The 12,371-nt window shown below is 35.6% G+C and carries 14 protein-coding genes, 3 pseudogenes and 1 riboswitch; of the genes and pseudogenes, 7 read left to right on the top strand and 10 right to left on the bottom strand.

Annotated elements, in window-relative coordinates; all coding sequences use genetic code 11:
- Positions 1-18: 18 nt before the first annotated feature.
- A riboswitch (TPP riboswitch) is annotated at positions 19-120 on the top strand.
- Positions 121-183: 63 nt separating this feature from the next.
- Genes thiM through thiD form a run of 3 tightly spaced genes read left to right on the top strand, consistent with a single transcriptional unit; the run spans position 184 to position 2,429 of the window.
- Positions 184-969, top strand: coding sequence for a hydroxyethylthiazole kinase (gene thiM / locus ACGH49_RS08570; RefSeq protein WP_411589017.1), 786 nt, complete (start codon positions 184-186; stop codon positions 967-969).
- A 12-nt stretch (positions 970-981) separates the two neighbouring features.
- Entirely contained in the window at positions 982-1,623 is a 642-nt protein-coding gene (gene thiE / locus ACGH49_RS08565; protein WP_411589016.1) for a thiamine phosphate synthase, read from the top strand.
- An 11-nt stretch (positions 1,624-1,634) separates the two neighbouring features.
- Positions 1,635-2,429 carry a bifunctional hydroxymethylpyrimidine kinase/phosphomethylpyrimidine kinase gene (thiD, locus tag ACGH49_RS08560; protein ID WP_411589015.1) on the top strand — a complete coding sequence of 265 codons (795 nt, stop codon included), beginning with the start codon at positions 1,635-1,637 and terminating at the stop codon, positions 2,427-2,429.
- A 183-nt stretch (positions 2,430-2,612) separates the two neighbouring features.
- Here the strand turns inward: thiD and ACGH49_RS08555 are convergent, their stop codons facing one another.
- Entirely contained in the window at positions 2,613-2,816 is a 204-nt protein-coding gene (locus tag ACGH49_RS08555; protein ID WP_065606611.1) for a heavy-metal-associated domain-containing protein, read from the bottom strand.
- A 549-nt stretch (positions 2,817-3,365) separates the two neighbouring features.
- Between ACGH49_RS08555 and ACGH49_RS08550 the strand changes: the two genes are divergently transcribed.
- Together ACGH49_RS08550 and ACGH49_RS08545 are read left to right on the top strand one after the other, a co-directional pair.
- The gene (locus tag ACGH49_RS08550) at positions 3,366-3,809 is read left to right on the top strand and encodes a hypothetical protein (protein WP_411589013.1); all 444 of its coding nucleotides are present in this window, start codon (positions 3,366-3,368) and stop codon (positions 3,807-3,809) included.
- Positions 3,810-4,170: 361 nt separating this feature from the next.
- Positions 4,171-5,202 carry an AI-2E family transporter gene (locus ACGH49_RS08545; RefSeq protein WP_296207181.1) on the top strand — a complete coding sequence of 344 codons (1,032 nt, stop codon included), beginning with the start codon at positions 4,171-4,173 and terminating at the stop codon, positions 5,200-5,202.
- 297 nt (positions 5,203-5,499) lie between these two features.
- On the opposite strand, the gene mnmE is transcribed toward ACGH49_RS08545, so the two are convergent.
- The 4 genes from mnmE to ACGH49_RS08525 form a co-directional block, all read right to left on the bottom strand.
- Positions 5,500-6,861: a tRNA uridine-5-carboxymethylaminomethyl(34) synthesis GTPase MnmE gene (mnmE, locus tag ACGH49_RS08540; protein WP_411589012.1), complete on the bottom strand. Its 1,362-nt coding sequence runs from the start codon at positions 6,859-6,861 to the stop codon at positions 5,500-5,502.
- 100 nt (positions 6,862-6,961) lie between these two features.
- Positions 6,962-7,399 carry a YdcF family protein gene (locus tag ACGH49_RS08535; protein WP_411589058.1) on the bottom strand — a complete coding sequence of 146 codons (438 nt, stop codon included), beginning with the start codon at positions 7,397-7,399 and terminating at the stop codon, positions 6,962-6,964.
- Positions 7,400-7,408: 9 nt separating this feature from the next.
- Complete coding sequence (locus ACGH49_RS08530; RefSeq protein WP_411589011.1) at positions 7,409-7,585, bottom strand: hypothetical protein; 177 nt, start codon at positions 7,583-7,585, stop codon at positions 7,409-7,411.
- Between the two features lie 12 nt (positions 7,586-7,597).
- On the bottom strand, positions 7,598-8,161 hold the full coding sequence (locus ACGH49_RS08525; protein ID WP_411589010.1) for a DNA-3-methyladenine glycosylase I: 564 nt from the start codon (positions 8,159-8,161) through the stop codon (positions 7,598-7,600).
- Positions 8,162-8,394: 233 nt separating this feature from the next.
- On the opposite strand from ACGH49_RS08525, the gene ACGH49_RS08520 reads away from it, so the two are divergent.
- Entirely contained in the window at positions 8,395-9,744 is a 1,350-nt protein-coding gene (locus ACGH49_RS08520) for an MFS transporter (RefSeq protein ID WP_411589009.1), read from the top strand.
- 467 nt (positions 9,745-10,211) lie between these two features.
- Here the strand turns inward: ACGH49_RS08520 and ACGH49_RS08515 are convergent, their stop codons facing one another.
- Both ACGH49_RS08515 and ACGH49_RS08510 read right to left on the bottom strand, forming a co-directional pair.
- Positions 10,212-10,712: a GNAT family N-acetyltransferase gene (locus ACGH49_RS08515; RefSeq protein ID WP_180214384.1), complete on the bottom strand. Its 501-nt coding sequence runs from the start codon at positions 10,710-10,712 to the stop codon at positions 10,212-10,214.
- A 25-nt stretch (positions 10,713-10,737) separates the two neighbouring features.
- A pseudogene (locus ACGH49_RS08510) lies at positions 10,738-11,156 on the bottom strand (transposase); the annotation flags it as partial.
- A 150-nt stretch (positions 11,157-11,306) separates the two neighbouring features.
- On the opposite strand from ACGH49_RS08510, the pseudogene ACGH49_RS08505 reads away from it, so the two are divergent.
- A pseudogene (locus tag ACGH49_RS08505) lies at positions 11,307-11,549 on the top strand (IS5/IS1182 family transposase); the annotation flags it as partial.
- Positions 11,550-11,566: 17 nt separating this feature from the next.
- Here ACGH49_RS08505 and ACGH49_RS08500 read toward each other — a convergent pair.
- The 3 genes and pseudogenes from ACGH49_RS08500 to ACGH49_RS08490 all read right to left on the bottom strand — a co-directional run.
- Positions 11,567-11,749 carry a hypothetical protein gene (locus ACGH49_RS08500; protein WP_411589062.1) on the bottom strand — a complete coding sequence of 61 codons (183 nt, stop codon included), beginning with the start codon at positions 11,747-11,749 and terminating at the stop codon, positions 11,567-11,569.
- Positions 11,750-11,803: 54 nt separating this feature from the next.
- A complete protein-coding gene (gene tnpB, locus ACGH49_RS08495) occupies positions 11,804-12,091 on the bottom strand; it encodes an IS66 family insertion sequence element accessory protein TnpB (protein ID WP_411589057.1) in 288 nt (95 codons plus the stop codon).
- 74 nt (positions 12,092-12,165) lie between these two features.
- Positions 12,166-12,371 (bottom strand): annotated as a pseudogene (locus tag ACGH49_RS08490) (IS3 family transposase); the annotation flags it as partial.

Below are 12,371 nucleotides of genomic sequence, written 5' to 3'. Positions count from 1 at the left end.
AGTTCATAATAAAAAATTCATTTTGACTCGGGGTGTTTTTTGTCTAAACAAAAAACTGAGATTTCACCCGTTGAACCTGATCTGGATTATACCAGCGTAGGGAAGTCTAAGCCATAAAAGCCTTAAATTGGCAAATTCTTCCCGACATTTATAAATTAATAAATCAGTAAGAAAGGAAGAAATATGTCAGCAGCTAAATCATACCAAATTACCCAAACCGCTCCTTTTATCAATCATATAAAACAACAACGCCCACTAGTGCATTGCATTACTAATGATGTAGTCCAAAACTTTACTGCCAATGTACTACTTGCTATTGGTGCATCTCCAGCAATGGTGATTGCCGAACAAGAAGTTGCTGAATTTGTCAACATTGCCGATAGCTTACTGATTAATATTGGCACTATTCACAGCAACACAGCCCAAAGTATGCTATTAGCGGCCGCCAAGGCACAGCAAACACAAACCCCATGGGTACTCGATCCTGTTGCTGTAGGAACTGCACTTAATTATCGAACTGAAATTGCACATCAATTATTATCATTTAATCCCACAGTAATACGAGGTAATGCTTCAGAAATTTTAGCACTAAATGGTCAAAAATCTTTCTCAAAAGGCCCCGACGGTCAAGACACAACTCAATCAGCTTTAAACGCTGCCCAAGAGTTTGCGCAAAAATATCAAACTATTGTCACAATGACGGGCGATGTTGACTATATAACTAACGGAAACAGCACATATAGTATAACTGGTGGTGATATTGCTTTAACAAAAGTAACAGGCACAGGATGTTCATTATCTGCAATGGTAGCGGCTTTCATAGCTAATTCGCCTGACCCATTATCAGCCATTGCCTGTGCATGTTTTATGATGAAAAAAGCTGGTGAGCTAGCTAATAAACAACAAGGATTAGGAACTTTCTCGATATCACTATTAGATCAACTCTCAACATTTAACCCATCACTTTAATAAGGAAATCAAATGAAAAAACGACTGGATTTAACCCTCTATTTAGTCCTTGATCCATTATTATGCGGTGGCATTAATGGCATGATAAACACCACAAAAATTGCTGTTTCAAATGGTGTGACTGCAATACAGTTAAGATCTGAACATGAATTTAGCGGTAAAGATTGGTACTACGCTGCCTTAGCATTGAAAGAAGCATTAAGCGACACCTTTGTTCCACTATTTATAAATGACCATGTAGATATTGCTTTAGCGGTTGATGCCGATGGTGTCCATATTGGGCAAAGTGATTTGCCTGTTGATATAGCTCGACAACTTATCGGCAAAGATAAATGGTTAGGCCTTTCGGTAACTAGCCAACAACAACTTGAAGCAGTTCCTTGGCAGCAGATTAATTATATTGGCATAGGCCCTATCTTCCCAACCACAACCAAAAAAAATGCAACGGTAGCAATAGGAACTGAACAATTAACTGAATTAGTCAAACTAAAACAGTGCCCAGCTGTTGCCATTGGTGGTATTGATGAAAGCAATGTAACTAACATTATTCAAACGGGCATTGACGGCGTTGCTGTAGTTTCGGCTATTTGTGGCAAAAAAGATATTCAACAAGCAACATTATCGCTTATCAACAAAATCAAACAAGCTAAATAGGAAATACAATCATGACAACAATTGCATTAACCATTGCAGGATCTGATCCTAGCGGTGGTGCTGGTATTCAAGCCGATTTAAAAACCTTTTCTGCACTTGGTGCGTATGGTATGTCAGTTATCACCGCACTAACAGCACAAAGCACCCAAGGGGTTGATGCGGTATTAGCTATATCGCCCGAATTTGTTGAAGCCCAATTTAATACGCTTTATAAAGATATTCAAATTGATAGCGTAAAAATAGGTATGCTAATGAATAAAAAAATAGTCACAACCGTTCACTACCTACTTAAAACAAACCCTATTCCTGCTATCGTGTTAGATACCGTAATGGTTGCCAAAGGTGGACACCCTCTTTTAAAATCCGATGCTGTAACGGCCATTCGTGAGCTTTTATTACCCCTAGCAACCATTATCACTCCCAACCTACCTGAAGCTGCTGCATTACTTGATTGTGATGAAGCAAAAACCGAAGATGAAATGCAAAACCAAGGGCAAAAATTACTCAAACTAGGTTGCAAAGCAGTATTAATGAAAGGTGGACACTTACCAAGCAAAGAAAGCACAGATTATTTGATCACACACAATAATATAATAAGAATGACCTTTCCACGCATCCAAACTAAAAATACTCATGGAACGGGGTGCACATTATCCGCTGCCATTGCCGCATTATTACCTAAAAACAGCTTACAAAATGCAATAGCTCAAGCAAAAAATTACCTACACGGCGCAATCAGCCATGCCGATTATTTAAATATAGGGAAAGGAATTGGACCAACACACCATTTTTATCAATGGTGGTAATAAGTCTTCAATAATAAATTTTTTATCAAAAATTTTCCAAATATGCTCAAAAATATTATTGATTTTATTTTAAAAAAGAATGAATAATCTAATCTTATTAGTTCGACAAACATTTATGTATGTTTGTCGAAACTATCTTTAGTTAAGCATTTTATGCTTAAATAAATATCGAAATGAACTGAATTAATTAAGGATACTAACAAACTGGTAGCCAGCTTCATCAATCGCCACAATAGCTGATTCTTGCGAAATAGAACTATTTTCGATATCAACCTCGCGTTTGGTTAAATCAACGGTCACTTTTGCATTTGGATCAATATCATTAATTGCTTTTGTTATTGCTTTAACACAGTGTTGGCAACTCATATTATCGACTATTAATTTCATAAAAACCTCTCTTTTCAAATTTCTTTTGTTCAAATAAAAAGCAAATATAGCAATTTTTATCACTATTTGATTCAAAATTATTTATTTTTTCCATAAATATGATAGCTTTCGATTACTTTTTGTACATATAAAATAATTATTATTAAAAAAATAAAATATTTTTTACTACTAATTTGCAGTTTAATACTTATAGGCTGTTCTGAACCTAGCTCTATCGACCGTTGGATTGACAATCCTACTGCTAACCAAATAAAAGTCGCTATCGATGGTAAAGAACTAACTATCCCGGCCAAATCAGGTGTTAATTATACATTTGAATACGGCAAACATACCTTATCGTATAATAATGACGACTTCAATTTTGTCGTAAAACCGGCTCAATTTGGAGAATCAGGTTTTATTAACCCAACTCAAAGCAATTATTATTTATATACAGTCATCTATTCAACCTCTGAAATTAGTGATGAGGAATACGAAAAGATCTTAAAACAAAACAGAGAAATCAATAAAATCCTAGCTATTATTGATGGTAAAGAGCAAGAAATAGAAATGCCAGCAAAATTAATCAATGATATATTGATTGAAAGGAGTGATTATCATTGGAATTATTCTTATGATCAGGCTTTCCCAGAAGAAATAACCCAAGACCTAAGATTAAAGAAAAACCAATCTTATCAAGAAATTTTTAGAAAATTATATCGTGAAAGCGACTTTATTGAGCTCATAAAAGAAGATGAACAAGAAGACATTAGTTTTCCTTACCAGCCTAAAAAGTTCAGCGAGATAAGCCAATATGTTATTCCTAAGATTAACTTAAATAGCATCAAATGCGAAGAAGGTCGCAAATATATGGAAGGCCTGTTAAATGATTGGAATCACCTTATGACATTAAAAGGTAGTGATTTTACAAAACCATACAATAATTTAGCCTCAAATGATGCAATGGCGAAAAGCTATACTTCTGTATGCACAAAAGAAAACGATCCTGAGTAAAGTTACCGTAAAGAATTAAGGCAATTTATTGATGCCCTCCGAAGTACTCGCGATGTTAACTTTAATGTAATTAAATAGCATTGCCCTTAGTCATTTCCAAAATATAAAAGAGGTTGTTAAACAACCTCACTTTAAAGGTATAAGATTATTTTAAATAGTTTTATACCTTAGAATTTATATGACAGACTGCATTCCCTTATTTTTATCACTATAAAAAAATATTTGTTAAAACTGACTTTGTTTAGCTAGTAATAATAAGCGGACGAATAACTAACCATCTGTTATAATTTTATCTATTTTTTACTTCATATACTCATAGTTTTAATATATTGAATTGATTATTAAAGGAAATAATTCAACAATGTTACTTAATAACAACCAAAAATTAGGTCTGTTTTGCCTTGCTCTATTTTCCGTTGGTTTTATTATCTTAATGCAAGTACATTTAATGCCAGCAGTATTTGCTGGTTTATTAACCTATACATTAACTCAAAAATTAGATGATTTTTTATCACGAAAAATGATACGTTTTAGCCATAGGTCAAAATTAATTTCGGTATTAGTACTTACCACTTTAATTATTGGCATTTTTATTGGTGGATTTTGGTATTTATTTGCTTGGTTTGTTGATATGGCTAAACATCCAACCGAAACGTTAACGAATCTAAAATTATTGGTCAACAATGTAATCAACAGCCTACCACCAAGTATTACCCATTATTTACCTGATGATCTAGATGAAGTTAAATCAACTATAATGATTTATCTTAAAGATCATGTATTTTATCTACAATCTGTTATCAAAAAAGTATTTCATGATTTAATTATATTAATTGTAGGAATGATCATCGGATTAATTTTGGGCTATAAAGAAAATCAACGCAACACTAATCAGAATCAAATTACGCAAAGGCCATTAATTAAAGCCTTGAAAACCAGCCTAAACCGATTAGTTGTGGTTTTCCAATATGTAGCTATCTCCCAAGTTGTGATTGCATTATTTAATACCGTAATGACCGCCATTTTACTATTTATTATTTTGCCTTTGTTTGGTATTCATTTACCGTTTAGTAAAAGTTTAGTGCTAGCAACATTTATTTTTGGTCTAATACCAATTATTGGAAACCTGATTGTCAATACATTAATCTTTTTTGTCGCATTTACCGTATCATTTTCTGTTTCAATGATAATTATTGTTTATTTAATTTTAATTCATAAAATGGAATATGTACTTAATGCTAAAATTGTTGGTACAAAAATTCACGCTGGTATCTGTGAATTATTAATCGCGATGTTATTTTTAGAAACTCTTTTTGGCGTTATTGGTTTAATTTTTGCACCTATTTTTTATGCGTTTATAAAATTATCATTAAAGGAGTTACGAATTATTTAAATTTATTCAGATTATGATTTACATAAATTGATAGTTATCTGATTTTTATAAAATAGAATTTCATAGTAAAAAACAAGTTAATTCGTTGAAATATATTCAAAACTTTAAAATTTGTTGAAACATTCAAATAACAATTAAATTTTTATAAAATCAGTCATTAAAAGGAGATTTAGTTAAATTTATTTGGTTTCGGACGTTTTAACTTTTGTGGAAATAAATGCATCAGTGATAACGTCCGAAATCTTACCGAGCAAAAATAGGCAATATTCCGCTAGACTCTGTTTAGCATAAAATTTACTACTTACCGATACAAAACGAACTGAATATACGGCTTAATAAATCATCAGAAGTAAATTCTCCTGTGATTTCGCTTAAGGATTCTTGCGCTAATCTTAGCTCTTCAGCGAGCAATTCACCAGCATGGAAGGTGACTAGTTGGTGTTTACCATTATTTAAGTGCTCGGCTGCCTTTTCAAGTGCTTGAAGGTGGCGGCGACGTGCTAAAAATCCACCTTCTGTGCTACTGGTAAAGCCCATTGTTTGTTTTAGGTGATCGCGTAATAGTGAAATGCCTTCCCCCGTTCGAGCTGAAAGCTGAATCAGTGAGTAGCCATTTACTTCACTATATCCTAGCTTTTCGCCTGTTAAATCGGCTTTATTACGAATTACGGTTACTGGCATATTTTTAGGTAAGCGTTCAATAAATTCAGGCCATAGCTTTTCTGGGTTGGTTTCTGTTGTGGTTGTGCTGTCAACCATAAATAATACACGATCAGCTTGCTCAATTTCTTGCCAAGCACGTTCTATACCAATTCGTTCTACTTCGTCACTAGCTTCTCGTAAACCTGCGGTATCAATAATGTGTAGTGGCATGCCATCAATATGGATATGTTCACGCAGTACATCACGCGTGGTGCCTGCGATATCGGTCACAATGGCAGCTTCACGCCCAGCTAATGCATTTAGTAAGCTTGATTTTCCTGCATTAGGACGCCCTGCTATGACTACTTTCATGCCTTCTCGTAACAGTGATCCTTGTTTAGCTTCTTGGCAAACTTCGCTTAAACCAGTTATGACCTGGCTAAGCTGTGCTTCTATTTTGCCGTCAGATAAAAAGTCAATTTCTTCTTCAGGAAAGTCGATTGCTGCCTCGGTGAATATGCGTAAATGAATTAAGGATTCAACCAATGCATTCACTTTTTTAGAAAATACTCCTTGCAAAGATGATATTGCCGATTTTGCCGCTTGTTCTGAGCTAGCATCAATCAAATCAGCAATAGCTTCGGCTTGAGCCAGATCTAGTTTGTCATTTAAAAATGCACGCTCTGAAAACTCTCCCGGCTTTGCAATACGGATGTTAGGAAGTTCTAATATACGCTTTAAAAGTAGATCCAAAATAACTGGACCACCGTGCCCTTGTAATTCAAGTACATCTTCGCCTGTAAAAGAGTGTGGATTTGGGAAAAACAGCGCAATACCTTCATCTAAGATTGAACCATCAGTAGCTAAAAAAGGAAGATAATGCGCATACCTTGGTTTGGGTATTTGCCCTAATACTGCCTGAGCCACGGCTTGGGCTTGGGGTCCAGAAATGCGCAATATACCTACACCACCACGACCTGGTGGTGTTGCTTGTGCAACAATTGTGTCTGATTTCATATTTATCTGTAGCTGATTTAAATTTTAATAGTTAATGATATCATGGACGCACGGCAAAAACAGTAGTTACCCGTGCTTTTGCCGTAATGTGCCGATGATTTTAGTTAGATGGTTGACTTGGTAATTGGTTTTTAGAGGTTTTACTATCGCTTGGATGGTCAAATAACCAAGAATTTGCTAGTGCTAGGGGTTCTCTTATTAATGCGATATATTTATCGCCATTAGTCAAATCTAATGGCGCGGCTAAGCCTGATACTTCGTTAATTCCTGAACGTTTAGCAAGCATTAGCGATCGCAATAAATGAAAATCATTGGTTACCACAACCGTTTTTCCTAAGGGTAATATACGATTTGCATAGATAAATTGTTGGGCTGTTCGGGTTGATTTGTCTTCTTGATAAATTCGATTAGCATCGATCCCTTTTTCAATTAAATATTGAGCCATTACACTAGCTTCAGTTGCAGATTCGTCTTTGCCTTGTCCGCCACAAACAACAACTTTGGTTGATGGGTTGTTTTGCAAACAATTTATGGCAATATTTAAACGCTAGGCTAAAGTAGGTGGAGCTATGGCAGGTGTATTAATAACTTGTGATCCCAATACAACTACGGTATCGGCATTTTTTATTGTTTTTTGTAACGAAGAAATATAAATCGAAATGTTAGCAATAATGAAATAGGCTAATATTAACGCTATACCATACTTTATTGATTTTACTATCATCCATTTTTTCCCTTATTTTTTATAACAATTTTCAAAATGATCGTTAACTAATCCCATGGACTGCATAAAAGCGTAACAGATGGTAGAACCAACAAATGTAAATCCTTTGTTTTTTAGCGCTTTTGACATTTTTTCTGATATATCAGTACTTATGGGGACTTCGCTTTTGTCGTTAAAATGGTTAATAATTGGTTTATTATCAACAAAAGACCAGATAAATTGCGAGAAATCTTCGCCACTTTTTTGCATGTTTAAATAAGCATGAGCATTTTTTACAATGCTATTTAGCTTTAAACGATTACGAATTAGTCCTTTATTTTTTAAAAGATGTTCAATATCTTCAGGCATTAGCTGAATAATTTTTTGTGGGTCGAAATTAAAAAAGCAACGTCGATATTCATCGCGTTTTTTTAGAACAGTGATCCACGATAATCCCGCTTGTTGCCCTTCAAGGCAAATTTTTTCAAATAGTTTAAGGCTATCATATTGGGGGATGCCCCATTCGTTATCGTGGTAATGAATGTATATTGGGTCATCCAAAACCCAACTACAGCGTACTTTGTTGTTATTTGTCATCAAATTTTATCTAATTTATCCATTATTGATTATGCTTTATCGTGATTTATATTTTTTAAGTTTCGATTAGTTGAATTATAAATCAAATAAGTAGTTTTGTTACATACATTAAATTTTTTTATGATGAAAAAAAAGCCTTTTTTTTGTGGCAGAATGAATCTCACGTTTTTAACTTAAATCAATAAAAGATAGATTTTTTATTTTCTAACTTAATTTAATAATAAGGTTTTTTCATGATTCAGTCTGTAATCAACGCAGAATGGCAGCCTAGTGCTCGACCATTAAATCGGCAGGATTTTAAAACGTTAGTTTTGTCCTCTTTGGGTGGTACATTAGAATTTTATGATTTTGTTATTTATGCGCTTTACATCGATACCATTGTAAAACCACTATTTTTACCTCATTTTTTATCACCATTAACGTTAGATTTATTTGCATGGGGTATTTTTGCTGCTGGTTATTTGGTTCGTCCTGTTGGTGGCATTATTATGGCGCACTTTGGTGATAAAGTGGGACGTAAGCGAATGTTTACCTTAAGCGTGGCTATGATGGCATTACCAACATTTATCATTGGTGTTTTACCAACTTATGAAGTAATTGGTATTTTTGCACCTCTGTTATTATTAGTGATGCGTATGCTTCAAGGTGCTGCTATTGGTGGTGAAATGCCAGGAGCTTGGGTGTTCATTGCTGAGCATGTGCCAAAGCAACGTTATGGTTTAGGTATCGGTACGTTAACTTCAGGTATTACTGGCGGTATTTTACTTGGCTTTATTGTGACTATCATTATTGATCTTTGTTTTACCTCCGTAAATATTTTAGATTATGCTTGGCGTATTCCGTTTATTATTGGTGGTATTTTTGGCGTTATTTCGGTTTATTTACGTCGATTTTTATCTGAAACACCTATCTTTAAAGAGTTAGCGGCACGCAAAGCAATTGAAAAGAATATTCCTGTCGTTACCGTGCTTCAAAAACATAAAACAGCTTGCTTAATTGTAGCTCTTTTGACTTGGTCGTTATCGACGGCTATTATGGTGGGTATTTTGATTACACCGGGTCGTATTGTAGGTGGCATGTACCATTTTGCTAATCTTGATTGGCGTATTGGTGGTTGTATTGCTGCACTAACTTTGACTATCGGTTGTGTTATTTTTGGTTGGTTAGAAGATAAAATAGGTACAACCAAAACAATGCTAATTAGCTGGGGCGGGCTTGCTATTATGAGCATTGTATTTTATAGCTCTTTGTCGCCAGATATGTCCTTAACTAAACTTTATTCGCTTTGGGCTGTATTTGGGCTATTTATTGGTTCTGTTGCAATGACAGCAATAGTTGGTACAAGAGCTTTCCCTCCTGCGATTCGTTATTCGGGTTTGTCATTTTCGTATAATTTAGCCTATGCGCTATTTAGTGCATTTACACCAACATTAACCATTTATCTATTAAGCCCTGAACATTTATTAGGTCAATATAGTTATCTTGGTGCTGGTATTTACATCTCTTTTGTGGCGTTAATTGCGGTTGGGGTCGGTTTCTTTCCTTTAGCTAAAAATGGCTGGCAAAGTGAGGAAAATCATTAATCGATAAAAGCCTAAATAATAAAAACATTAATTATAAAAATATTAGGGCGTGTTGATCTTTCGTGATTATTTTTTAGACGGCATGATGTGAGTTATAATAATTCTGCAAAAAAACAACCATAACTCGATTCATCATGCCAAGAACTGATCCTCGCCAAAATATTAGACAGTGCCCACCTCTATTCATAAAGTTTTCTACTTATTCTTTGGTTTCGTAAATACGGTTTAATTTGAAACTCCATTGACAGAACTAATCCAAGCTCATCTTTCAGGCAGCTTATTGAACTTTGATATCAAACGAGGGTTATCTGTACAGCAGGAAAGTTGTGCCTAAAACAGGGAAATGGCAATAAATAGTAACTTATCTAGAGGTATTTAGATCTAAATATAAGCCCAAATGCCTCAAAAAAGCGCGGTTAAAAATTTAGTTTGAGTGAAGCTTTACTGTACAAAGGTCTCAATAAAAATCAAAGTAGTTTATACATATGGTAATTTATCAGTACCTGATTTTCTCTGGATATTTTGTTAGCCCGCTTTATTTTAAAACCCCATTTTTTGAAAATTGGCATGGCCACTTTTGAAGCATCTACACTTAATTGTGTAAGCTTTTTCTGGTGGGCCAAGTCAAGCACATGGTCATAGAGTTTTCTAGCTATGCCACGCTTTTGAAAGTCAGGATGCACATACAGACAGTCTATGTAACCATCATCTCCAAGTTCAACAAACCCCGCAAGGCTTGAGCCAAAGATAGCCATCCAAGGCTGAGTGTTATTTAAACGTTCTAACCACTTCTGATAATCTGGTGGTGTTGAGCACCATGCTTCTTGCTGTGCTTTGCTGTAAATATCGGTATCAATAGCATGAATAGACGAATGAAACAAATCGCATATTTCAGAGGCATAGAGTGAAGAGTATGGTTTTACTTCGATTTTAGATGCAGCATTACCCAATTTGTTTCCTATTTTCATTATGATTTGCTCTAGCAAGACTTTGCACTTCAATATCGCCAACATTGACAAGGCTGGCTTCCGTACTAATAGCTTCGTGAGTATCCACATCAATAGCTAAGTCTGCTTTGCGCCATGTTCTGCTTTCTTACTTTACATTTACCAAAGACTTTAAGGTCTGTCGAATCAATAACGAAATATCGAATAGCCCTCTCGTTTTATTGCTATATTTGGTGTAAATTGTCTTTGAACTTTTACCTATATTAGTGTAACATCCATTGGCTTGAAAGCCAATTCAAAAAAACCTTGCAGTGCAGGTAACGGCATAGAGAAAGTCCCCTCCATCATCAAGGCAGTTTCAATCGCGGTATTAGAGTACTGGAAGCCTCCACCACGCATACCATGATGAGTTTTGCATTGCCACACATCTATAGCTAAATCATTTACCCAAAACATAGCTATACCATGCTAACACAAACCATTATTGCACTACACCCAGTTAGTTAGTCGATCCTGAAAAATTCACAACCATATGATTAACAATGGTTTATAATGACCATCAAACATGGCAGACCCGCTTTTTTGCCCTCCAGAGCCCAAAACGTTGCAGAATCGTTGATTTATGAAAACGAAGAAAAAGCTTTCAGCCCCCGATTGGAGGATATCGTCAGCTCGACCCATCGGTTGGTACGTTTGGCGAAGGTAATCGATTGGGATCGTGAACTGGATCATCACTTTGCTACGGTAGGTGCGGCTGCGTTACCGACTCGCCTGATGACAGGTCTGATGTATCTGCAACACATGAATAAACTGCCATATCATCCGACCAATCTGATTAAATGGCGTCAGCGATTGGGGCGATGTTGTGCCAAACGTCATTGCTGTAGGAGACGTTCATAGTCTGCTTTCCAATGGTAAATTTGCTCGTTCTTTTCACCCAACAGAGCTTCTTTTTCTGACAACAGCTTCGCTTGCTCAAGCAATAGCTTCTTAAGCAAATCAATATCATCAGGTAAGTCATTCAGCGTCATTTTCATGGCATAGATTATACCAATCATGAGCAGATGAGCGTGCTAAATTTCGTGATAACGGTAGGTTATTTTTGGGTGGGCTTAATCGAGACTAAGAGGTAAGCCATCCAGTAGCCAATTGACCTGCCTTGGCGATACCTGCAAAGACAATTGCGCATCTTCGATGCCCGGCCATTGAAATACTCCTTTTTCTAAGCGTTTGTAATGCAGCCAAAAACCATTAGTAGACCATTGCAGGATTTTGAGCCGATTACTGGTTCGACCGAAAAAGACGAATAAACGATCTGAACATGGTTCTTGTTCTAAGTCGTACGCAACGATAGCCGTCAAGCCATCAATGGATTTACGCATATCGGTTGGGCCACAAATCAGAATGACAGGAAGGGACTCGCTTGATCCTCGCCAAAATATTAGACAGTGCCCTCCCCTATCATTTTTTCGTTTTAGTAATATTGTTGTTCATATTGTTCAGGTGATACCCAGCTATTGGCTGAATGACGGCGTATCCGATTATAATAGATTTCAATATATTCAAATAGTGCTTTATTAGCCTGCTTCCTCGTTTTGTAGTGACAGTCATGAATAATGTGTGTTTTGAGTGTATGAAAAAACTTTCAACAACCGCATTATCAAAGCAGTTTCCTCTTCG

Source organism: Gilliamella sp. BG7 (assembly GCF_046635565.1).
Taxonomy (GTDB): Bacteria; Pseudomonadota; Gammaproteobacteria; order Enterobacterales; family Orbaceae; genus Gilliamella; species Gilliamella apicola_P.
This window is presented reverse-complemented; position numbering and strand designations above follow the sequence as displayed.

Bases quoted from the DNA above. Each gene is read 5' to 3' on its own strand.
- ACGH49_RS08555 (WP_065606611.1), bottom strand. From the start codon at position 2,816: ATGAAATTAATAGTCGATAATATGAGTTGCCAACACTGTGTTAAAGCA.
- ACGH49_RS08525 (WP_411589010.1), bottom strand. From the start codon at position 8,161: ATGACAAATAACAACAAAGTACGCTGTAGTTGGGTTTTGGATGACCCA.
- thiM (WP_411589017.1), top strand. From the start codon at position 184: ATGTCAGCAGCTAAATCATACCAAATTACCCAAACCGCTCCTTTTATC.
- ACGH49_RS08545 (WP_296207181.1), top strand. From the start codon at position 4,171: ATGTTACTTAATAACAACCAAAAATTAGGTCTGTTTTGCCTTGCTCTA.
- ACGH49_RS08500 (WP_411589062.1), bottom strand. From the start codon at position 11,749: ATGATTGGTATAATCTATGCCATGAAAATGACGCTGAATGACTTACCT.
- thiE (WP_411589016.1), top strand. From the start codon at position 982: ATGAAAAAACGACTGGATTTAACCCTCTATTTAGTCCTTGATCCATTA.
- thiD (WP_411589015.1), top strand. From the start codon at position 1,635: ATGACAACAATTGCATTAACCATTGCAGGATCTGATCCTAGCGGTGGT.
- ACGH49_RS08520 (WP_411589009.1), top strand. From the start codon at position 8,395: ATGATTCAGTCTGTAATCAACGCAGAATGGCAGCCTAGTGCTCGACCA.
- ACGH49_RS08530 (WP_411589011.1), bottom strand. From the start codon at position 7,585: ATGATAGTAAAATCAATAAAGTATGGTATAGCGTTAATATTAGCCTAT.
- mnmE (WP_411589012.1), bottom strand. From the start codon at position 6,861: ATGAAATCAGACACAATTGTTGCACAAGCAACACCACCAGGTCGTGGT.
- ACGH49_RS08550 (WP_411589013.1), top strand. From the start codon at position 3,366: ATGCCAGCAAAATTAATCAATGATATATTGATTGAAAGGAGTGATTAT.
- ACGH49_RS08515 (WP_180214384.1), bottom strand. From the start codon at position 10,712: ATGAAAATAGGAAACAAATTGGGTAATGCTGCATCTAAAATCGAAGTA.